The sequence below is a fragment of the Pseudarthrobacter raffinosi genome, from assembly GCF_023913735.1.
In the GTDB taxonomy this organism is placed as follows: Bacteria; Actinomycetota; Actinomycetes; order Actinomycetales; family Micrococcaceae; genus Arthrobacter; species Arthrobacter raffinosi.
Genome location: NZ_JAMXBH010000016.1, coordinates 53,942 through 75,816, shown reverse-complemented (window position 1 = coordinate 75,816; position 21,875 = coordinate 53,942). Strand labels below are relative to the sequence as shown.

Here is a 21,875-nt window from a genome sequence, read left to right as displayed (position 1 = left end):
GGCCAGTCTAGGCGGCACACATACCCTTCGGCTCTGGAGCCCGCCCCCTATGATGGCGAGCATGGATGACAAGGCGCTGACGGCTATCGCGTTCGAACTGTATGCCCTGCCTTTCGAGGAGTTTGTGGCTGCCCGGACCGCCGCAGCCAAGGCAGCCGCCGGTTCCGGGAAGGATCTCCCGGCTGCCGTCAAGGCGTTGCCAAAACCGTCAGCGGCGGCCTGGGCGGTCAACATGCTGGCCATCCATGAGCCAGGAGCGCTCGCGCAGCTTTCCGAGCTCGGCCAACGGATGCGGTCGGCCCAGACATCCCTCGACGCCGCCGCCCTCCGGGAACTGGCGCGGGAGCGCCGCACCCTGCTGGCGACCGCCGTCGAGACCGCCCGCGCTGTTGCTGAACGCCAGGGGCGCAGCATCAGCGCCACCATCGCCGCCGACGTCGAGCGCACCCTGCAGGCGATGACCGCCGACGAAGGTGCCACTGCCGCCGTCCAAAGCGGACTGCTGGTCCAGGCGCTGTCCGCCGACGGCGTGGACACGGTTGATCTCGATGGGGCCGTAGCGGTGCCTGGGGCAGTGCCGGCGCCACGCGCCACCACGCAGGGCCGTCCCAAACAGCCACCGGCCACTGTGCCGGAAGAAGAAGAGGAAGAACGGACGATGGCGGAACCTGGCACCCGCAAACCCGCGGACCAGCCGCGCCTCAAGGCTGTCCGGGAGACTCCGCGGCCGGCGTCCCCCTCGGCGCTGGAGAAAGCCAACGCTGCCTTGGGCGAGGCCATGGCAGCCGAAGAGGAGTCCGCCCGGCTGGCCGCGGACCGGCAAAGTCAGCTGGCGGGCACGGAGGCCGAAGTCGCGGGCCTGACCCGCGAAACACGTGAGCTCCGCGACCGGCTCAAAGCCGCGGAGGAGCAGCTGGACAGCGCCAGGAAAAACCTGGGCACGGCGGCCGCCGAGGCCAAGCAGGCGGCCCGGGCAGCCGATAAGGCCAAACGTTCGGCCATGCTCGCGCAGGAGCGGGTGCTACGCCTGGGCAACACGCGGGACTGATGAACGGTTAATGTCAAGCCCCGGTTGCAGACTGGACTTATGGAGAACCAACTTGCACAGGAATTTCTTGTCACGTACTTCGACGCCGATTGCGGCCGGATCAGCAGTGAAAGCTTCGATTCCCTGAAGGACGCCGAGCGTTTCGCCAGCCGGAACTGCGGCACCGAGGAATCGTGGGCCGTTATCGACGCTGTTGCCATAGAGCAGGCCAGGATCGCCGCCTGAGGTCATCCGGAAATACCGCTCAGCCGGAAAGGCTTTCGGGCTGGCCACCCGCGGCGGCATCCTCGGCGAGGCGTCGTTCGGCGTCGGCCACCTGCTCAAACACCGATTCCGCGCGGCGGCGCACCGAAGCCGCCCCCATCGGGATGGGACCGACGGCAAGCCGCAGCATGGCGGCAGCCTCGGCGGTGGTGGCCAGCGAATTGCCTGCCTTCGACAACGACCGGTGTACACCTGCCAAGTCCCCGGGAATGTCCAGACCTTCGCTGGGCGACCGCCGCTGGGCTTCGACGCAAACAACACGGACGCGCTCCATGAGCCCCGCCAGCTCGTTGGCTACTTCCACCAGTTCGGCATAAAGCTGCTCGTCTTCGACACCTTCGAGGACCTGGTGATAGCGGTCCAGGCCCCGGTGGAAGCGATCGTGGGCGCGGCGCCAAAGGCCCTTCCCCAGCTCAGCATCGTCTTTGCGCCCTTGGCGGGCGGCAGTTAAGAATCCCACGCAGGAACCTAGAGGTACTGGCCGGGACCGTGGTCCGGGTCCTCCGGCCGGCCTGACTGCACCGGACCGGAATGCTGGCTGGCGGCGGCCCTCTGCGGCTCGCCGTTCTCCCCGATAACCACGCCAGGGGCGATCATGGTGCCCGGCGGAAGCTGCTTCAGGTGCAGCTGCGCGGCGGCCTGCTCCCGTGCGGCGTGCTGGGCGGCGATGGCCGTCTGGATGCCGTGGAAGAGGCCTTCCAGCCACCCCACCAGCTGCGCCTGGGCGATCCGAAGCTCGGCGTCGGACGGTGTGGTGTTCTCCGGAAAGGGCAGGCTGATCCGTTCCAGTTCTTCAACGAGCTCCGGTGCCAGCCCGTCCTCCAGCTCCTTGATGGAACGTTCGTGGATCTCGGCCAGGCGTTCGCGCGCGGCGTCGTCCAGCGGTGCCGACTTAACCTCTGCCAGGAGCTGCCGGATCATAGTGCCGATCCGCATGACTTTCGCGGGCTCGTCCACGAGGTCCTGCAGGTTGCTGCCCTTGGCCTTGCTCCCGGGTGACGTGCTCGACGCCGCCGGGCCCGTAGTTGCCGGACCTGCAGCGCCTGGGCCGGCTCCAGCCGGGATGGGCACAGCCGGCATGGCCGGTTCGCCGTTGTCGAGGGTCCTGCCCTCAACGGGTACGTCATCAGGCTGAGTGTCTGTCGGATCGCTCATGCGTTCATACTCTCACGAGCCGAGGACGGGCAGTCCAGTTGATGAAGCCGGCCAGCCGGTGAAGGCTGGCCGGCCGTCAGCGTCAGCAGCACCGGCCCTGCGGGTTGGAGTCCTGGCGGTCCGTCCGGTCCCGCCAGAACTCGCGTTCCGTCAGAGGTGGCTCCCCGTGTCCGGCCGCGTGGTGGTGCTCCAGGTACTTGGCGTACGCATCAGCACCGAGCACGCCGCCGAGGAACCGGGCGAAACCCCGGAACCCTGTTGCGACCGCGGCCAGACCGGGGCTCATTTGTGGTGACCTGCCCTTTCGAACCGCAGCTCGGCCGGCAGCTTGTTCCACTCGGCCTGCAGCTCACGTTCCGCGGGTGTGGGGATCAGCCCGGCGGGTGCGAAGACCTTCGACGGCCGGGCCTCGTCCTCGTTGTCAACGTTCGGCAACCCAGCCGAATGGTTGCGGAAGGCCTTGATGGTGGCCACCAAGGCCATGGCGATGACGATGATGCTCAACACCACAAAGATGACGGACAGCCAGCCCTGGATGGCGGTGTTGCGCACCACGGCTTCCATGGCCGCGACGCTCTTGGCTGTGCCGAACTCGGTCTTGCCGTCCGCGAGTGCCTTGCTGAAGGCTGCGTTGTTGGCGAAGTAGCCGACGGCAGGCGTTGACGAGAAGATCTTCTGGTAGCTCGCGGTGATAGTCACCACGGCGGCGAACGCCAGCGGTACGGCCACGATCCAGAGGTACTTGAAACTCCCCCGCTTGGCGACGATGGCCAGGCACACAGACAGCGCGATCGCGGCCAGCAGCTGGTTGGCGATGCCGAACAGCGGGAACAGCGTGTTGATGCCACCCAGCGGATCGGTCACGCCCATGAGCAGCACGGCACCCCAGGCGGCCACCATAACGGCGGTGCACAGCCAGGCTCCCGGCCGCCACGAGTGCTCCTTGAACTTCGGGATGAAGTTGCCGATGGAGTCCTGCAGCATAAAGCGCGCAACGCGTGTACCGGCGTCGACCGCGGTGAGGATAAACAGCGCCTCGAACATAATGGCGAAGTGGTACCAGAACGCCATCAGGGCCGTCCCGCCGATGAACTGCTGCATGATGTGGGCGAGTCCCACGGCAAGTGTGGGCGCGCCGCCGGTCCGGGACACAATGCTTTGCTCCCCGACGTTGGCTGCCGTCTCCGCGAGCATGGCCGGGTTGACGTTGACTCCGGCGAGGCCAAGGCTGTTGACCCAGGCGGCCGCGGTTTCCACCGTGCCGCCGGTCAGGGCGGCCGGCGAGTTCATGGCAAAGTACAGCCCGCGGTCAATGGAGATGGCCGCGACGAGCGCCATGATGGCCACAAACGACTCCATCAGCATGCCGCCGTAACCGATGAAACGGGTCTGGCGTTCCTTCTCGATGAGTTTCGGGGTAGTGCCCGAGGAGATCAGGGCGTGGAAGCCGGATAGGGCCCCGCAGGCAATGGTGACAAACAGGAACGGGAACAGGGCACCGGGGAAGACAGGTCCATTGTCCCTGCTGGCGAACTCGCTGAAGGCCGGGACAGTGATCTCCGGGCGGACCACGATGATGGCCAGTGCCAGCATCACGATCACGCCGATCTTCATAAACGTGGAGAGGTAATCGCGGGGGGCCAGGAGCAGCCAGACCGGAAGGATGGCGGCAATGAAGCCATAGACAATGAGGCCCCAGGCAATGGTCACCTTGTCCAGGGTGAAGAACGCGGAGCCCCATTCGGTCTCCGCCACCAGGCCGCCGCCGATGATCGCGGCCATCAGGAGCACAAAGCCGATCAGGGAGACTTCCATGATCTTGCCCGGCCGGATGTAGCGCAGGTAGACGCCCATAAACAGCGCAATCGGGATGGTCATGCCCACCGAGAACACGCCCCACGGGCTTTCGCCCAGGGCGTTGACGACGACGAGCGCGAGGATCGCCACGATGATCACCATGATGAGCAGCGTGGCGATCAGTGCTGCCGTGCCGCCGATGACGCCCAGTTCTTCGCGGGCCATCTGGCCGAGGGAACGGCCGCCGCGGCGCATGGAGAAGAACATCACCAGGTAGTCCTGGACAGCACCTGCGAGCACAACGCCGATGATGATCCAGATGGTGCCGGGGAGGTAGCCCATCTGGGCCGCGATGATGGGTCCGACCAGCGGGCCGGCACCCGCGATGGCGGCGAAGTGGTGGCCGAACAGCACGTTGCGGTCCGTGCGGACATAGTCCTTGCCGTCAGCCTTGTATTCCGCCGGCGTGGCGCGGCGGTCATCCGGCTTGGTGATGAGGCGTTCGATCACCTTGGAGTAGAAGCGGTAACCGATCAGGTAGGTACAGACCGAGGCAAAAACGAACCAGATCGCATTGACGGTTTCGCCCCGGACGATGGCCAGCATGAACCAGGCGACGCCGCCGAGCAGTGCGATGGCTGCCCACAGGGCGATCTTGGCCGGGGTCCATTTCTTGTCCTCAGCCTCGCGGACGGCCTCATCCACTGCCGTTGGCGGAAGCTTCGGATCGGCGGTCAATGGGCCGCTTCCTTTCGCTGCACGTACCGGTTCGTCAGGCCTGCTGGCCATGTCTCCTCCTTGAGAATTGGTGCTTCAGTGAGTTGCTCAAAGGCACCCTACCAACGCCTCACCAACGAGGACGCGGCATTGTCCCCGCGCCGCGTGTCATTGCGGTGAACGGCAGGCGGGAGTCGCCGAGCGCACAAAAGCCCCCGTTCAAGGTTTCCTGGACGGAGGCCTTCGTGACTAATCCCGAGCGGGAGCCGTTGCTACGCGTGTGCGTAAGTAAGGCAGTCCGCGTTGTCAGCGCCCGGGCCAACATGGACTTCGGGGGCGTTGCACATCAGGTGGTCGTTGTGGATGCACTCGGAGCGCTGGCATGCTCCGACATCTGCCAAGACCTTGGGCAGCCCGCCATGGATGCCCGTGTCGATGAACGTGGCGCAGCTGGCGTGGTCTTTGCTTCCGCCCACCGTGATGGCGTGGGCCGTACAGCCTTCGTGGTCATTAAACGAGCAACGGGTAACACTGCAATCGGCAACATGCGTTGTCATAAGAGGTCCCTCCGTATTTCGGCCGTCCGGGACGGACAGCGTCCTAGGCCCCACGGTAGGCCTGTTGGGCCCAATCAAAAAGACCCAACTGTGTGACCTAATTACGGCGCTCCCCTGCTCAGCTCCCCCCCGTACCGCTCAGGTCCCCACCTCCCGGCGGGACACCGGAAGCCCCGCCCGCGTAAACAGCCAAGCCAAGGCCGCACCGGTGAGCGGCACCGCGATCAGCAGCGCCACGAGCTGGAGCCAGGGAACGACGGCGGTCCGCGCCATCCCGGTTGCGGTCACCAGCAGCACGGCCGGCACTATCCCGGCAACACTTCCCAACACAGTTCCGAGCCCCGCCGTCATCAGCGCCTGCGAACCCGCGAGCGCCTTTCGCAAGCGCGGGGCCGCACCCACCCCGGCAAGGGTGACATGGTCTTTCCGCGAGTCCGCCATGGACAGGCCCGTGGTGATGCCTGCCGCGCTGAGTGTGATCACCGCGCCCAGGCCCACGATGGCCCAGAGGATCAGCGAGGCGTCCCGCTCGGCTCCGGGCTCCACGTACATTGACCCGTAGCGGCCCGCATAGACGCCGGCGAGGGCGGCAGACACCTTGTCCATCTGGGCGGCATCCGGGTAGGCGGTGAGCTGGACCAGCAGCGCGCTGTCATCCAGGCGCATCCCTGCGGCCGCGGCACCCTCCGGGGACACAACGCCGTAATACTGCACGTCGACTTCCGGCTCCAGCACTACCGCAGCCACATCCGTCCGCCCCGTCTCCTGGTACCCCAGGAAGGCGCCAGTGGCGGGGTCGCCGGGCGCCGGTTTGCGAACGTCCTCCGCCACCAGGGACGCATGCCCGTCGCGGACGAACACCGGGTTGGTCACCACCATGCCTCCGGCCGCCAGCACGTCGCGGGCTTCCGCCGTGGGAGCCGTTCCGAAGAGCCTTTCCACGTCATCGGCACTTCCGACGATGACGGAGTTGATACGTCCCTGCGTCTCGTAGGGACGCATCGCTCCCCGGCAACGCCAATCCTCCGGATCAAGGACGCGCTGGCCGGCGGTCACAGGGCACGCGTTACCCTCCGGCGTGGCCAGCGAATATTGCAGGCAGCTCGACGTCGGCGTCTGTGCCGGCGACGCGTCGGCCAGTTCGGGCCGCATTTCGCAGTTCCGGGTAGCGGAAGTTCGCACTACCGCGGTCCATTCGACGATGTCCACCGCCCCATCCAATGCGGACGCCACCGCAGCAGGGTCAATCCGCGCCGGATCCGGCATTGTTCCGTCAGCCAGTGGGGGTTGCCACACGGACAGCGGCAGGACAGCCTGGTTCTTCAACGCGGACCAGTAGTGGTTTTGCTGCTCGTTCGCCTGCTGGCTGGCGGCCAGCACCATGCCGGCACTGGCCAGGGTGGCGGCCGCGAGGACTGCGGCAACCGCCGGAACTGTCCTGCTGCGGTTGCGGGACGAGTCACGGGCGGCCATTCGCGCAGCCAGGGGGAGCCGTCCGGCACGCTTGGCCAGGAGGGCCACCAGCTTGCCGGTCAGCAGCACCAGCGATGTGACGCCCAGTACCGCGCCTCCCAGCAGGAACCAGGCAATGACCGGAGTCCTGGAAATGAACACGTCGGGGTCTTCGCTGTTGGCGGCAAGCCACGTGCCGGCGGCGAGGGCCGCGGCGGCAACGCCCAGCAGGGCAGCACCCACCACGGTGGACGCCTTGCCGGCCGACGCCGGGGCCCGCCCCGATTTGAGCGCGCCCAGAACGGCCTGGCGCGCCACCTGCCGCGCAGGGGCCAAGGCAGCCAGCAGGCACGCCACGTAGCCCATGACCATCACCAGGACCGTCAACAAAGCGTCCGGATGGAAGCCCGGAAAACGGACCGATCCGTTCAGGCGTGCCACGATCACCACCACGGCGGCGGCTACGAGTCCCACAGCAGCGCCGGCCGCCACGCCAAGGCCGCCGAGCCACAGGCCAGCCGCCATCACCACCGAGCGGATAGTGGGGCTTTCGGCCCCCGTCGCGGCGAGCAGGGCCAACTCCCGGACCTGCCCCTTGGCGCCCACGGCGAACGCGGCTCCCGCCAGCAGGCCCACCTCCAGCAATGCGAGGGCGCCCAGGAGCGCCCCGGCCGCGTAGGTGGTGAGGGGCAGCGACGCGCTCGATGAGGTCCCTGCGCCCTCCGGCCCGCGTTCCTCTTGGGACGGCGGATTCAGCACCACAGACCTGGACAGCACCGTGACACCCACGGCGTTGGCCGCCAGGACCCGGCTCCAGGTCACCGGCTCGGAACCCACCAGGTAATACATGGTGGCCTTGATGGCCGACGCGGTCGGCGGCGGACCGGCGGAGGCAGGCGCCGGGGCGCCAACGCTGCCCTGGCCGGGCCTGAGGTAGACGATGGAGTTGCTGTCCGAATAGCCCGCATCGCGGAGCGTTCCGACCGCGACAAACGTCCCGGCCGACGTCGCCAGTTCCTCCCCCAGTTCCAGCCCGAACCGCTCCAGCAGCCCCGGCGATACGAGCATCTCGGCATCGGTCCCGGGGGCCCTGCCGTCCAGTAGCGTGTATTTTCCGGCAAATGCCGGGGCCATGGCGTCCACTGCCCGGCCCACCAAACGCACGTGCGCCGCACCCGACTCGGCGGTGAGGTCCAGCGTGGATTCTGTGAGCACGTCGTAGCCGGCTGGAATCGCATCCTGCGGATCAGTAGGCGTGAAGTCGGGGTTAGTGTCCCAGTTGTTCGTGGTGATGTGCAGCTCTTCGACCGGGTCCTGGACCATGATCCCGTTGGCCATGGGCATGGGCCGGAACCGCGCCTGGGTGGTACCGAGCTGGTACTGCACGCGTTCGGCCGCGGTCTCCTGCATGCTCTGGACCAACGTGGCCGCCCCGGTCATTCCCGCCACGGGGAGCATGATGAGCAGGATGATCAGAAGGGAACGCCCCTTGTGGCGGCGGATATCGCGCCGCGCCATCCGCACGGCGACGCGGAAAGCCTGCCGGCGCCCGCCAGGCGCCGGTGCGAGGGTGAGTGCCACGTCAGTGGCCGGCCTGCGTCAGGAGCATGGCGGGATCGTGCATGGCAGCTGCCTGGTCCACGATCCGGCCGTCCCGGAGGAACACCACCCGGTCAGCCCACGCGGCATGCCGGGCCTCATGGGTCACCAGCATCACGGCCGCACCGGCATCGGCACGTCCGCGGAGCACCTCCATGACGCCATGGCCGGTGGTGGAATCGAGGGCTCCCGTTGGTTCGTCGGTTAGGATCAGCCTGCGGTTGCCCACGATGGCCCGTGCGATGGCCACCCGCTGCTGCTGTCCGCCGGACATCTGGTCCATAAAGCGGTCCGCGAGTTCCGGGATGCCCACCTGCCGCAGCGCATCGATGGCCTGGCGTTGCGCCTTCCTGGCGGCCGTCCCGTCCAGCTCCAGCGGCAGCGCCACGTTCTCGGCAGCCGTCAGCGTGGGGACAAGGTTGAAGTCCTGGAAGACATAGCCGACGGCGCGGCGGCGCAACCGGGCGAGTTCGTTCAGTCCCAGCCCGCCCAGTGGTGTCGATTCCACAAAGACACCGCCCGACGTCGGCCGGTCAAGTCCCCCGGCCAGTGCCAGGAGGGAGGATTTTCCGGAACCTGACGGACCCATCACCGCGACGAACTCTCCGGCTCTGATACTGAGGTCCACCTCGCGCAACGCGGCGACCGCCGTCGCGCCTTCACCGAACGTCCTGCTGACCTTGGCGAGTTCCAGGACCTGATGCGGCCCCTGGACGCTCACCGGCGGCTATCCGCGATGAGCGGGGCTGCCTCTTCCACAGTGACCCCGTTGGACGATTTGCGTGGTGTTGCCTGGCCCGCGGTCTGCGCCTGCTGCAGCATCCGCGCCTCGCAAAGGTCCAGCCAGCGGACCTCCGCTTCCGTCTGGAAGATCAGCGAATCCAGCACCAGCAGCCAGGCGGTATCCGCCGCCCGCTGGTTGGCGGCCGTGTCGCGGCGGGCCTTGGTGTAGTCCTGCAGCGCACGGATGGACGCCACCCGCTGGGCCTGGATGATGGCCTGCACATCCACGCCTGGCAGCGTGACCGCGAGCGCCAGTTTGATGGCAAGCTCGTTCCGGGGCGGGTTGTTGCGCTCCACGGGGGCGGCAAACCAGTTCCGCACTTCCGCCTTGCCGGCGGCGGTGATGCTGTAGATCACGTGGCCTTCGCCGTCACTGCCGTCATTGCTGACCAGGCCGTCGCGTTCGAGCCTGTCCAGCGTGGTGTACACCTGCCCGATGTTCAGGGACCAGGTGGACCCGGTGCGGTTCTCGAACTCAACCCTGAGCTGGTAGCCGTAACGCGGCTGGTCCTGCAGCAGGGCAAGGAGGCTGTGGCGGATGGACATGGTGCTCCTAGCGGTGGCGTCAGCGTCGGTATGCACGGACCCCCCAAGACCCGTGCATACCGCGTATAGAGTGAGGCTAAGCCAGTCCACGGCGCAAAGCAATACTCAGTATCTACCGTGGCTACATTACCAGCAGGATCTTGCCCACATGGTCGCCGCTGTCGAAGTACCGGTGGGCGGCCGCAACCTGGTCCAGTGGGAAGGTCTTGGCCACCAGCGGGCGGATCCGGCCGTCCGTGATGAGGGGCCACACGGATTCGCGCACGGCGTTCATGATGGCGCCCTTTTCCGCCACCGGGCGCGGCCTCAGTGCCGTGGCAACCACTGCCGCGCGCTTCCGCAGGAGCTGGCCAAGATCCAGCTCACCCTTGGCTCCGCCCTGCAGGCCGATGACAACGAGCCGGCCGTAGTCCGCGAGCGCATCAACGTTCTGCGCCAAGTACTTGGCACCCACAACGTCGAGGATCACGTCGGCGCCCTTGCCGCCGTTCTGCCGCCGGAGGCTTTCGGGGAAGTCCTCTTCGGTGTAGTTGATGGCGATGTCCGCGCCCAGGAAAGCCTTCGCGGTCCCCACCTTTTCCGCGCTTCCCGCGGTGGTGGCGACCCTGGCGCCGAAGGCCTTGGCCAGCTGGATGGCCATGGTGCCGATCCCGCCGGTGGCGCCGTGGATTAGGACAGTCTCGCCCGCCTGCAGCTGAGCCGTCATGATCAGGTTGGAGTAGACCGTGGCTGCGACTTCCGGCAGCGACGCAGCGGTGACCACATCAACGCCGTCGGGAATCCGCAACACCTGCTCCGCCGGCACCGCTACCTGCTCCGCGTAGCCTCCGCCGGCCAGCAGCGCCACCACCTTGTCCCCCACGGAGAATGCCTTGGTGACGCCGGGACCGAAACCGGCGATCCGCCCCGAGACTTCCAGCCCCGGGATCTCGGACGCGCCGGGCGGGGGCGGGTAGAAGCCCCTGCGCTGTTGCACGTCCGCCCGGTTCAGGCCGGCGGCGACAACGTCGATCAACACCTCGCCCTGCCCGGGCACCGGCGCGTCCACTTCGCGGACTTCCAGAACCTCCGGACCACCGGGTTCTGCAATGTAGACGGCTTTCATGGAGAACTCCCGTTTTCTAGCTGATTCGTGCCCCAGAACCAGTGTGCACCGGACGCACGGCAGACTCTGTTTTGTTGCAGCCAACTGCCTATGAAACACTACTCGTTAGGGAAGGTTGTCCGAGCGGCCGAAGGAGCTAGTCTTGAAAACTAGTGTGCGGTAACCCCGTACCAAGAGTTCGAATCTCTTACCTTCCGCGAATGGAACCCCGGTACGCCACATGATGGCGGACCGGGGCTTATTCGTTTAACCGGCACAGGGTCCGCCGGAGCTAAACCATTGAAACTGTCCGAGCCCGGACATAGGGTCGTTCCTTTTGCCACCCATCGACAGCAAGAGCCCATCATGCCTTCACCCGAGATCACCGCCGGCGCACCCTGCTGGATCGACCTCATGACGTCAGACATCGACAAGGCCCGCCAGTTCTATGGCGAACTCTTCGGCTGGGAGTACGAGACCGGAGACGAGGAGAAATACGGCGGTTACACCACCGCGCGGAAGAACGGCAAGACCGTGGCCGGACTCATGCAGAAGGACGAGGACCAGGCAGGCATGCCCGACGTCTGGTCCACATACCTCCGCTCGGACGACGCCGAGGCCACCGCGTCCGCCGTCGCGGCCAACGGCGGCCAGGTCTACATGCCGCCCATGGATGTTCCGGAACAGGGCCACATGGCCATCTTCGGCGACTCCGCCGGAGCGGCAATCGGCGTGTGGCAGCCGCGCGAGATGAAGGGGTATGAGCTCGTTGCCGAGCCCGGCGCCGCCGCCTGGCACGAGCTCCACACCAAGGACTACGACGCCGCCGTGAAGTTCTACGAGGAGGTGTTCGGCTGGGATACGGATGTTATGAGCGATACACCGGACTTCCGGTACACCACCCTGGGCGCCGGGGACTCCGCCAAGGCCGGCATCATGGACGCCTCCGGGTATCTGCCGGCCGACGTTCCGTCCAATTGGCAGGTCTACTTCAACGTCGAAGATGCGGACGCTTCGATTGAGAAGGCCGTTTCGCTCGGTGCCACCGTCATTGACGGACCGGAGGACTCTCCGTTCGGCCGCCTCGCCTCGTTGGCCGACCCCACCGGTGCAATGTTCAAGATCATCGCATAAGTAAATTCCTTCGACGAAATACCGGCCGGCAGCTTTCATTAAAGCTACCGGCCGGTATTGTTTTGCCCCACGGACGTTTCGCCAAGTGCACGCACCATCAACCTTGCGTTCATGCTGCGCTGCTTTGCTGTGCCGGACACCACCTGATCAAACGTGGAGTCCGGACACTGTCCGTCGGTACAACCCGGACACACTCCATCGGGTCCCCTACCGGGACGCCCCTATGAAAGTAGAGCGGATGCACCATTCACCTTGGAAATTAGCTCTGGGAACAGCGGTGTCTGCGGGGCTCATCGCAGCTCCGTTGGCAGCGGTCCCCGCCTTCGCCGTCGACGCAGCACCAGCCGGCACTTCACCCGTTGTCATCAACGAGGCCTACCTGAGCGGCGGCAGTTCCGGCGCAGCGTACAAGAGCAAGTTCGTTGAGCTCTACAACACCTCCGACGCCGCGGTCTCCCTTGACGGCTGGTCAGTCCAGTACCGTTCAGGCGCGGGAACTGCGGCGCCCACCAGCGTGGCTGCCCTCACCGGTTCCATCCCTGCCAAGGGCCACTACCTCATCCAGGGCGGCAGCAACAACGGCGGGGTTGAAGGTGCGGACCTGCCGACTCCGGATCTTGTGGCAACCTCCCTGAATTTCAGCGGCTCCGCCGGCACCATCATCCTGGCGAAGCAGGCCGCCGCCGCCCCGCTCGCCACCGGATCCGTTATTGAACCGGCCGGCGTGGCAGACCTCCTCGGCTACGGTTCCTCCAACACCTTTGAAACGCAGGCCGCCGTAGCGCCCGCCGGCAACACCGACGTCAAGAGCCTGAACCGCAGCGCCGGGACGGACAGCAACAGCAACCGGGCAGACTTCACGCTGAACACCGCCGTCACGCCGACGGCGGCGGGCGGCACCGTGGACCCCGTCCCGGACCCAACGCCGGACCCCGACCCAACACCGGACCCGGTCCCCGGCACCAAAACCATTGCCGAAATCCAGGGCACCGGCACCGCCAGTCCGCTGGCCGGCACTGCCGTAACAACGCGCGGCAAAGTCACCGCGGCCTTCCCCACCGGCGGTTTCGCCGGCTACTACGTCCAGACCCCCGGCACCGGCGGCGACCTCACCCCGGCCGGCCACACGGCGTCGGACGCTGTTTTTGTCTACTCCCCGGCCACCGCAGGCTCCGTGCAGACCGGCGACTTCGTGGAAGTCTCCGGCACGGTTTCCGAGTTCTTCGGCATGACCCAGGTCAGTGTGGCGGACGCCGCCGGGCTGACCAAGCTCACCGACGCCGCCCCCGAGGTGAAGGCCACCGCCTTCACGCTCCCGGCGGCCGAGTCCTTCCGCGAGGCACTCGAGGGCATGCTGCTGGCACCGCAAGGGCCCGTCACCGTCACCGACAACTACTCGCTGAACCAATACGGCGAAATCGGCCTCTCGGGCGGGACCACCACGCTGGTGCAGCCCACCGCCGTCGCGCGTTACGGCTCGGCCGAATACCAGGCCGCCGTGGCGGACAACGCTGCCCGCGGCATCAAGCTCGACGACGGCTCCACCACCAATTTCCTCAAGGACGCCACCACCAAAGCCCAGGTGCTGCCGTACCTGACGGCCACGGACCCGGTCCGGGTGGGCTCGCCGGTGACGTTCGCTACCAACGTGGTGCTCAGCTACGCCAACAACGCCTGGAAGTTCCAGCCGCTGACCCATCTCACCGAGGCCAACAAGGGCACGGTCCAGCCGGCCAGCTTCGGCGCCACCCGGACCGAGGCTCCCGCCAGCGTGGGCGGCAACCTGAAGATCGCCTCCTTCAACGTGCTGAACTACTTCCCCACCACCGGCGACACCCTCACGGGCTGTTCCTTCTACAAGGACCGCAACGGCAACCCCATCACGGTCCAGGGCGGCTGCGATGCCCGCGGCGCGGCAAACGCGGAGAACTTCCTCCGCCAGCAGGACAAGATCGTCGCCGCGATCACCAAGACCGGCGCCGACGTGGTGTCCCTCATGGAAATTGAAAACTCCGCCCAGTTCGGCAAGGACCGCGACGACGCCCTGGCCAAACTGGTGGACGCCCTCAACATCGCGACCCCCGGCATCTGGGACTACGTGCGGACACCCGCCAACGCTCCCCCGCTGGCCGACGAGGACATGATCCGCACCGCGTTCATTTTCAAGAAGGCCGTTGCCGAACCTGTGGAAGAGTCCATCATCCACAACGACACTGTCGCCTTCGCCAACGCCCGCAAGCCGCTGGCGCAGGCCTTCAAGCCCGTAGGCGCCGGGGACGACAAGAAATTCATCGCCATCGCCAACCACTTCAAGTCCAAGGGTTCGGCAGCAACGCCGGATGACACGGACAAGGGCCAGGGCGCGTCCAACCTCGCCCGCACCGCCCAGGCCAAGTCGCTCCTGGACTTCGCCGCCGGGCTGCAGGCAACCAAGGGCACGGACAAGGTTTTCCTGATCGGCGACTTCAACTCCTACGCCCAGGAAGACCCGATGAATGTCTTCACGGACGCCGGCTACGTCAACCAGGACGGCAAAGCGACGAACGCCGACGGCTCCGCGAAGCACTCCTACCTTTTCGGCGGCCTGGCGGGTTCGCTGGACCACATCCTGGCCTCCCCCGGCGCTGATGCGGTGGTCACCGGCGCGGACATCTGGAACATCAACTCCGTAGAGTCCGTGGCGCTGGAGTACAGCCGGTATAACAACAATGTGACCAACTACTATGCGCCGGATCAGTACCGCGCCAGCGATCACGATCCTGTGGTGGTGGGCCTTGACCTGCCTGCCGGCCCGGTCACGCCGGCCAGCGTTGAGCTGAACTTCCTGGGCATCAACGATTTCCACGGCCGCATCGACACCAACACGGTGCTGTTCGCCGGCACCATCGAGAAGCTGCGCGCCGCCGCACCCGGGGCCACGGCCTTCCTGTCCGCCGGCGACAACATCGGGGCATCACTGTTCGCCTCGGCCGTTGCCAAGGACCAGCCCACCATCGATGTGCTGAACGCGCTGGAGCTGGACGCTTCCGCCGTGGGCAACCACGAGTTCGACGGCGGCTGGGCGGACCTGCGCGACCGCGTCATCGCGGGCGGCACCAACGCCACGTTCCCGCTGCTCGGGGCGAACGTTTACAAGAAGGGAACCACGGAACCGGTCCTGCCGGAATTCACCGTGCTGGACATGGACGGCGTGAAGGTCGCCGTCATCGGCACCGTCACCCGGGAAGTCCCGTCCCTGGTGACGCCTGCCGGCATCGCCGATCTTGAATTCGGCGATCCTGTGGACGCCATCAACCGCGTGGCTGCCAGGATCACGGCGGAGAACCTCGCCGACGTGATCATCGCGGAAAACCACGACGGCGCCGGTTCAGGAACGCCGGACGGCGCCACCCTCGAGCAGGAAGTGGCAGCGGGCGGCCCGTTCGCGAAGCTGGTCACCGAAACCTCCCCCGAGGTGGACGCCATCTTCACCGGCCACACGCACAAGGAATACGCCTGGAACGCACCGGTCCCCGGGGCTTACGGAAAGACCCGTCCGATTGTCCAGACCGGCAATTACGGCGAGAACATCGGCCAGATCCAGCTCACGGTGGATACGGCCACCAAGGAAGTCACCGCCTCGAAGGCCGGGAACGTCAGGCGGACCACAGATGCCGCCGCCGGCCTCGTAGCCGCTTACCCGCGGGTGGCAGCGGTAGATGCCATTGTGAAGAAAGCCCTGGCCGACGCCGCCGCGATCGGCAACCAGCCGGTGGGTGCACTGACCGCAGATATCACGACAGCGTTCACCCCGGACCCCGCCGGCGGCCCCGCCAAGCGCGATGACCGTGCGAGCGAATCCACGCTGGGCAACTTGGTGGCCGACTCACTGTTGGAGTCGCTCCAGCCGGCTGAGCTGGGCGCCGCGGAAATCGGCGTCGTCAATCCCGGCGGCCTCCGCAACGAGCTGTACTACGCCCCGGACGGCACCATCACCTACTCGGAGGCCAACTCGGTCCTGCCGTTTGTGAACAACCTGTGGACCACGTCCGTGACCGGTACGCAGTTCAAGGCACTCCTGGAGCAGCAGTGGCAGACCAACGCTGACGGCACGGTCCCCAGCCGCGCCTACCAGCAGCTGGGCCTGTCCAGGAACGTCAACTACACGTACGACGCCACCCGCGCCGCCGGTGACCGGATCACCTCCATCCGGGTGGCCGATGCGCTGATCGATCCGGCGAAGTCCTACCGGATCGGGACGTTCAGCTTCCTGGCCACCGGTGGCGACGACTTCCGAGTCTTCAAGGACGGAACCGGCACCAAGGATTCGGGTCTGGTGGACCGGGACGCCTGGATCACGTACTTGCAGGGTCACAACCCCGTGTCGCCGGACTTCGCCCGGCGGACGGTGGCCGCGGTGAACACCACGGCAGCCGAGGTCAAGGCCGGGGACGCCATCACCCTGGCGGTTTCCAAACTGGACCTCACCTCGCTGGGCAGCCCGGTGAATACGTCGCTGGCTGCGGTGTTCACCGACAGCGCCGGGACTGTGACGGACCTTGGCACGGTGCCGGTTTCTGCCGGCGCCGCCGCCGTGAATCTCGCCGTTCCTGCCGGCGCTGCTTCAGGATCCGGAACCCTGGCGCTCACGGCTGCCGAGTCCGGCACTGTGGTGAAGGCGGCAGTCCAGGTGGCTGCCAGCGGACCGGTTCCGCCGGTCTGCACGGCACCGGTACCGCCCACCAAGTGGTACGACGTCCTGGGGTGGATCCGTTACGGCGTTGCCTGGATCCAGTACCAGCAGTGCCTGCGCGGCTAGCACTAATCTGGAGCGCCTGACGGCGGGCCAGCTTTAAACAGAGAGGCGCCCCTCCCCGGCTGAAGCAGTTGGGGAGGGACACTTTCTTCCTCTCGAGTTTTTGCCCAGATGATCCGTTTTTCCGGGGGCGAAGGGGCCGTTATGTGGACAAAAACTCAGGGGACGTGAGGACGAATATTTCGCCTCAGTGTCCCAGGATCGCCTGCGCGATTTCGTCGGCGTCGCGGAGTGTCCTTTGCCCGCTGGCGTACGTGGGGCCGCCCGGCTGGAGCGCTTCCGCGGCGATGGCCGTGCCCCACTGGGTGGCCGAAAGTTGGAGGCCCAGCACATAGAGACCCTCAGTCACCGAGCCGTTGGCCGCCACCGGCCGGTACGGGTGGGGCGCCACGTCGAGCCCGGTGGCCTGCACCGGCGCACCTTCCGCCGTCATCATCAGCCGGGGCCGCACCATCCCGTCCGCGAGGAGCTGTTCCAGCAGCGGTGAAGCGTTCGCCGACACCCGGTTCGCCGGCGCGAGGGCCTCCACCATGGTCTTCGCCGCCACCGGCGGGCCTTTCACCCACGGAGAGACGGCGGTAAAGCGGCCTGTCCGGCGGTCCACGCTGAACCGGGGATCGGGCCCTACAAAACTGACCACGCCGGCGCGCGCCAGGGCAGCCAGCTGTTCAGCGCGCAGCGCGGGCGGCCCGCTGGCCAGGCCCTCCACAAACGACTCAAACCAGCCACGCAGGCCAGCCACCCAGGACTCATCGGTGATGCCGCCGTCGGCCACTGCCGTTTTCAGCACCGCGCGCCCATGGTGCAGCGCGCCGATGGCCATCTTTACCGGATCCTGCTCGCCCAGTGCTGAGCGGCGGGCGTCATCCAGCAAGTACTCGACGACGGCGGCATCCAGTTCAGCGCGCGATCCGAAGGACCTGCCCACCAGGGGAGACGCGAGGCCCGGCAGGTCCAGCCGGTGCCGCGGCCCGACGTGCACTGCAAGGACGCTCTCCACAGCGGCCTCCCAGTTGGCGGCGCTGTGGGCATGCGGCCGCAGCGCATCCTCCAGCGCGGCCAGGAACTCGGACGCGTCGGGGACGGCGGCCGGCTGCGAGCGCACCAGGGTGGAGTAGTAGGCCCAGAGGGTGTCTCGGTGCAGCAGGGGCCAGAGATCGTGGTCGAAACCCGGCCGGATTCCGGTGGCCGCGAACCGTTCCAGCGCGGCCTCGGTCAGGTACCGCAGGGTAACCGCCGCCGGGTAGTAGCCGGCCAGCGCGGCCTTGGCCCGGTACGGGGTGCCGCGGCGGGAGGCCGCAATGATCAGGGGCTCCTGGCCGGAAGGCTGATACTCGAGCCGGGTTCCGGCGTCGATGAACTTTCCGCCGCGGCCCTCCGTGAGCTGGCCCATCGCGTCGAAGAAGTTCAGCCCCATGCCCCGGACCAGGACCGGTTCGCCGGCCGGAACCGCGGCCCAGTCGACGTCCGCCGGGACGGCCGGCGGGAAGTAGCTCAGGCCCAGCTGTGCGGCCGCTGCCTGGAGTTCCCGCTGTTCCGGGTTCAGCCGGGACGCCAGGTGCCCCAAGGCGAGGACCACGGAATCGACCGTGAGGGAACCGCCGCCGGCGAGTCCGACGTCGAACGTTCCGGTGCTGGGGGTTGTCCCGCCTGGGGTACCGTCCCCTTGAGAGCCGTCCGCCGGGGCGCCGTCCCCTGGCGTCCCCGCTGTTCCGTCGCGCGACGGGCGCACCGACACGGCCGTCGTTTCGTGGAAACTGATGGTGACGCCGTCGGGCAGTTTTGCCGTCAGCTCGTCCAGCGTGCAGCGCAGGTAGCGGCCGTACAGTGCCCGGCTGGGGAAGTCCCGCGATCCCAAGGCAGCCAGTTCGGACCGCTCGTCCAGCGTCAGGGCAGGCATCGGCTCACGCTGCTGCCGGGCACGCCAGCGGTCGAACGTGGTGCCCGCGACGGGCGGCGCCAGCCTGGGGTCTTCAGGGATGACCGTGGGATAGAAGGACTGGGTGTTCATGAGGTACAGCCGGGACTGGCCGGCCTGCCACACGTGCCCCGGACCTGCCGGATAAGGGTCGATGACGTCGATATGGAGGGATGCGGGGCCGGAGTGGGCAGCAGCGTGGGCGGCGGCGTGGGCGGCGGCGTGTGCGAGCAGGCGCTCCAGCACACTGGTTCCCCGCGGTCCGGCGCCGATGATGGCTGTCCGGATGCTCTTCGATTTACCCACGGCATCCAGAGTATCGGCATGCGCCGCAGGCACTTGACTTGCTTGCGGAGCGAAAATGTTGTTTGGATGGGGCGCATGACCACCACTGCAGCTGATCAAGCGCCCGGTTCATCGCCCGCCCCCGAACCCACTGATGAGAACGTCTGGCTGGAGGAGATCTACGGCGGGGCACCGCTTGCCTGGGTCCGGGAGCAGAACGCCCGCACCGAGGACCTTTTGGAGGACGCCGATTACGTAGGCCTGGAGGGAAGCATCCTGGAGGTGCTGGACTCCACGGACCGGATCGCCATGGTGGGCAAGCGCGGCGAGTGGTACTACAACTTCTGGAAGGACCAGGCGAACCCGAAGGGGCTGTGGCGCCGCACCACCTGGGAAAGCTACCTGACGGACTCCCCCGCCTGGGACGTGCTGCTGGATGTGGATGCCCTCGCCGCCGCCGAAGGTGAGGAGTGGGTCTTCCACGGTGCCACGTTCCTGCGCCCCGCCGCTGGCGACCCGTACCGCCTCGCGCTCCTGGCGCTCTCCCCCGACGGCGGCGACGCCAACCGCTACCGCGAGTTCGACGTCGGGACCCGCACCTTTGTTGACCCGGCAGACGGCGGTTTTGACCTGCCGACGGCGAAGGGGAACGTCTCGTGGCTGGACGCGGACACGCTGCTGGTTGCCTCCACGGCCGGGGACCTGCCGCGAACCGCATCCTCATATGCCCGGACGGCTGTCACCCTGCGACGCGGCAACGCCCTTTCCGCGGCCGCCCGGCTTTTTGAGGTGCCGGAGGACCACATGATGGCCGTGGTGGCGCACGATTCCACTCCGGGTTTCGAGCGCACGTTCGCCGTGGACTACATCGATTTCTACAACCGCAGCACGTTCATCCGCTGGGACGACGCCTGGCTCGAGATCGATGCGCCGACAGATGTTAACCTCAGTGCGCACCGCGAATGGCTCCTGTTCCGGCCGCAGCAGGACTGGTCCCTTGAGGGCAACACGTACCCCGCCGGGTCGCTGTTGGCTGCGAAGTTCGAGGACTACCTTGCCGGGGCGCGGGATCTCTTGGTGCTGTTTACGCCGGATGCGCACATTTCGCTGCAGTCGTGGAGCTGGACGCGGAATTTCCTGCTGCTGAACCTGCTGCGGGACGTCTCGTCCGAGATCCGGGTGCTGGATCCCTCTGTTCCAAGCGTTGCGGCCGACGGGGGTGCGGCCGACGGGAGTGCGGCCGACGGCGGCGCCTGGGCTTCGTCGCTGCTGGATGCCTGCCCGCCGCTGCACGACGTCAACGCCTACGCGGTGGACGACGAAGATGAAGGACCGGCCGACGGCGGTGCGGGCGACGACTTCTGGCTGGTCGCCACCGGATTCACCACCCCCAGCACACTGATGCGCGGAAGCCTCACGCGGGATCCTGCCGGGACCGCCGGCTCCGGCGGGGGCGTTGCCGGGACGGCTGGCGTGGTGAGCAGCCATGCGGCAGTCAAGGCGTCGCCGTCGTTCTTTAATGACGACCAGTACGAGGTGCAGCAGCACTTCGCCGTCTCCGCAGACGGCACCCGCGTCCCCTACTTCCAGGTGGCCTCGCGGGACCTTGTCCTGGACGGGCAGAACCCCACGCAGCTCTCCGGCTACGGCGGCTTCGAAGTCTCCCGGACCCCTGCGTACAGCGGAACCGTCGGCAGGGCTTGGCTGGAGCGCAGGACCGCCACCTCCGGCGGGCCCGGCGAGGCAGCGCACTCCCGCGGCGGCGTCTACGTTGTGGCCAACATCCGCGGCGGCGGCGAATACGGGCCGTCCTGGCACCGGGCCGCGCTCAAGGAAAACCGGCACCGCGCCTTCGAGGACTTTGCCGCCGTGGCGCAGCACCTCGTCCACCGTGGCGTCACCTCCCGGGAGCGGCTTGGCTGCGTGGGCGGGTCCAACGGCGGGCTGCTGGTGGGCAACATGCTCACCACCTACCCGGAACTTTTCGGGGCTATCTCCTGCGGCGTTCCGCTGCTGGACATGAGGCGGTACACCAAGCTCTCCGCCGGGCACTCCTGGATCGCCGAATACGGCGACCCGGACGTGGCGGCGGAATGGGAGTACATCAAGACCTTCTCCCCGTACCACCTGCTCAAGGACGGCGTGGAGTACCCCGAAACATTCATCTGGACGGCCACATCGGACGACAGGGTGGGACCGGTCCAGGCCCGCAAGATGGCCGCCCGGATGCAGGCGATGGGCATCCCGAATGTCTGGTTCCACGAAGCGCTGGAAGGCGGCCACGCCGGAGCTTCGGACAACCGGCAGGCCGCCGCCCTGCAGGCCCGCAGCCAGCACTTCCTTTGGCGGACGCTGGCAGGGGGTTGAGCCCAGGGCACTGTTCCTGGGCCCGGCGCGAGGCATACCGTGGGGCAGGGCGCCGGGGCTGAGACAAGCGTTCGGTGGCCGTTTTGCACTGCGTGCCCCGTTCTGCGTATCCTTGGTGGGCTAGTAATAGCCATTGGAGACGTGCCAGAGCGGCCGAATGGGCTTCACTGCTAATGAAGTGTGGGGCACAACTCCACCGGGGGTTCAAATCCCCCCGTCTCCGCGTTTGGCCCCGGTCCTGGACCGGGGCCTTTTGCGTTCCCTGGGGAAGTGCTTTTATGCCACCAAACCCAAACTAGGTAGCAGTAACTGTCGTTATGAGCGCTCATAACGACAGTTACTGCTACCTACATGGGCGGGAGACGGGCGTGGTG

15 protein-coding genes and 2 tRNA genes are annotated in these 21,875 nt (G+C 67.0%); 7 read left to right on the top strand and 10 right to left on the bottom strand.

Going from position 1 to position 21,875, the window contains the following annotated elements; translation table 11 throughout:
* The first annotated feature begins 61 nt into the window (after nt 1-61).
* Both NG698_RS15360 and NG698_RS15355 read left to right on the top strand, forming a co-directional pair.
* A complete protein-coding gene (locus tag NG698_RS15360) occupies nt 62-1,048 on the top strand; it encodes a hypothetical protein (protein WP_252610843.1) in 987 nt (328 codons plus the stop codon).
* Between the two features lie 39 nt (nt 1,049-1,087).
* Nucleotides 1,088-1,273: a hypothetical protein gene (locus NG698_RS15355; protein ID WP_252610841.1), complete on the top strand. Its 186-nt coding sequence runs from the start codon at nt 1,088-1,090 to the stop codon at nt 1,271-1,273.
* 19 nt (nt 1,274-1,292) lie between these two features.
* Here the strand turns inward: NG698_RS15355 and NG698_RS15350 are convergent, their stop codons facing one another.
* The 9 genes from NG698_RS15350 to NG698_RS15310 form a co-directional block, all read right to left on the bottom strand.
* Nucleotides 1,293-1,772: a hypothetical protein gene (locus NG698_RS15350; protein WP_252610839.1), complete on the bottom strand. Its 480-nt coding sequence runs from the start codon at nt 1,770-1,772 to the stop codon at nt 1,293-1,295.
* An 8-nt stretch (nt 1,773-1,780) separates the two neighbouring features.
* Nucleotides 1,781-2,467, bottom strand: a complete 687-nt coding sequence (locus tag NG698_RS15345) for a bacterial proteasome activator family protein (protein WP_252610837.1) — start codon at nt 2,465-2,467, stop codon at nt 1,781-1,783.
* An 82-nt stretch (nt 2,468-2,549) separates the two neighbouring features.
* Nucleotides 2,550-2,753 (bottom strand): YbdD/YjiX family protein, encoded by a 204-nt coding sequence (locus tag NG698_RS15340; protein ID WP_252599729.1) that lies wholly within the window; start codon nt 2,751-2,753, stop codon nt 2,550-2,552.
* Nucleotides 2,750-5,053, bottom strand: coding sequence for a carbon starvation CstA family protein (locus NG698_RS15335; RefSeq protein ID WP_252610835.1), 2,304 nt, complete (start codon nt 5,051-5,053; stop codon nt 2,750-2,752). Before NG698_RS15335 ends, NG698_RS15340 begins: the two co-directional genes overlap by 4 nt.
* A gap of 200 nt (nt 5,054-5,253) precedes the next feature.
* Nucleotides 5,254-5,538, bottom strand: a complete 285-nt coding sequence (locus NG698_RS15330; RefSeq protein WP_252599732.1) for a DUF1540 domain-containing protein — start codon at nt 5,536-5,538, stop codon at nt 5,254-5,256.
* Between the two features lie 138 nt (nt 5,539-5,676).
* Nucleotides 5,677-8,571 (bottom strand): FtsX-like permease family protein, encoded by a 2,895-nt coding sequence (locus NG698_RS15325; protein WP_252599734.1) that lies wholly within the window; start codon nt 8,569-8,571, stop codon nt 5,677-5,679.
* A gap of 1 nt (nt 8,572) precedes the next feature.
* A complete protein-coding gene (locus NG698_RS15320) occupies nt 8,573-9,310 on the bottom strand; it encodes an ABC transporter ATP-binding protein (RefSeq protein WP_252610833.1) in 738 nt (245 codons plus the stop codon).
* Complete coding sequence (locus NG698_RS15315) at nt 9,307-9,918, bottom strand: PadR family transcriptional regulator (protein WP_252599828.1); 612 nt, start codon at nt 9,916-9,918, stop codon at nt 9,307-9,309. The genes NG698_RS15320 and NG698_RS15315 overlap by 4 nt, the downstream gene beginning before the upstream one ends.
* A gap of 121 nt (nt 9,919-10,039) precedes the next feature.
* The gene (locus tag NG698_RS15310; RefSeq protein ID WP_141139438.1) at nt 10,040-11,023 is read right to left on the bottom strand and encodes an NAD(P)H-quinone oxidoreductase; all 984 of its coding nucleotides are present in this window, start codon (nt 11,021-11,023) and stop codon (nt 10,040-10,042) included.
* Between the two features lie 109 nt (nt 11,024-11,132).
* On the opposite strand from NG698_RS15310, the gene NG698_RS15305 reads away from it, so the two are divergent.
* The 3 genes from NG698_RS15305 to NG698_RS15295 all read left to right on the top strand — a co-directional run bounded on the left by NG698_RS15305 (nt 11,133) and on the right by NG698_RS15295 (nt 16,934).
* A tRNA-Ser gene (locus NG698_RS15305) sits at nt 11,133-11,220 on the top strand.
* A 148-nt stretch (nt 11,221-11,368) separates the two neighbouring features.
* Complete coding sequence (locus NG698_RS15300) at nt 11,369-12,136, top strand: VOC family protein (protein WP_252610831.1); 768 nt, start codon at nt 11,369-11,371, stop codon at nt 12,134-12,136.
* A 238-nt stretch (nt 12,137-12,374) separates the two neighbouring features.
* The gene (locus tag NG698_RS15295; protein ID WP_252610822.1) at nt 12,375-16,934 is read left to right on the top strand and encodes an ExeM/NucH family extracellular endonuclease; all 4,560 of its coding nucleotides are present in this window, start codon (nt 12,375-12,377) and stop codon (nt 16,932-16,934) included.
* Between the two features lie 184 nt (nt 16,935-17,118).
* Here NG698_RS15295 and NG698_RS15290 read toward each other — a convergent pair whose 3' ends face one another.
* The gene (locus NG698_RS15290; protein WP_252610820.1) at nt 17,119-19,155 is read right to left on the bottom strand and encodes an FAD/NAD(P)-binding protein; all 2,037 of its coding nucleotides are present in this window, start codon (nt 19,153-19,155) and stop codon (nt 17,119-17,121) included.
* Between the two features lie 75 nt (nt 19,156-19,230).
* On the opposite strand from NG698_RS15290, the gene NG698_RS15285 reads away from it, so the two are divergent.
* Together NG698_RS15285 and NG698_RS15280 are read left to right on the top strand one after the other, a co-directional pair.
* Entirely contained in the window at nt 19,231-21,501 is a 2,271-nt protein-coding gene (locus tag NG698_RS15285; RefSeq protein ID WP_252610818.1) for a prolyl oligopeptidase family serine peptidase, read from the top strand.
* 135 nt (nt 21,502-21,636) lie between these two features.
* Nucleotides 21,637-21,724, top strand: a tRNA-Ser gene (locus tag NG698_RS15280).
* Nucleotides 21,725-21,875: the final 151 nt, after the last annotated feature.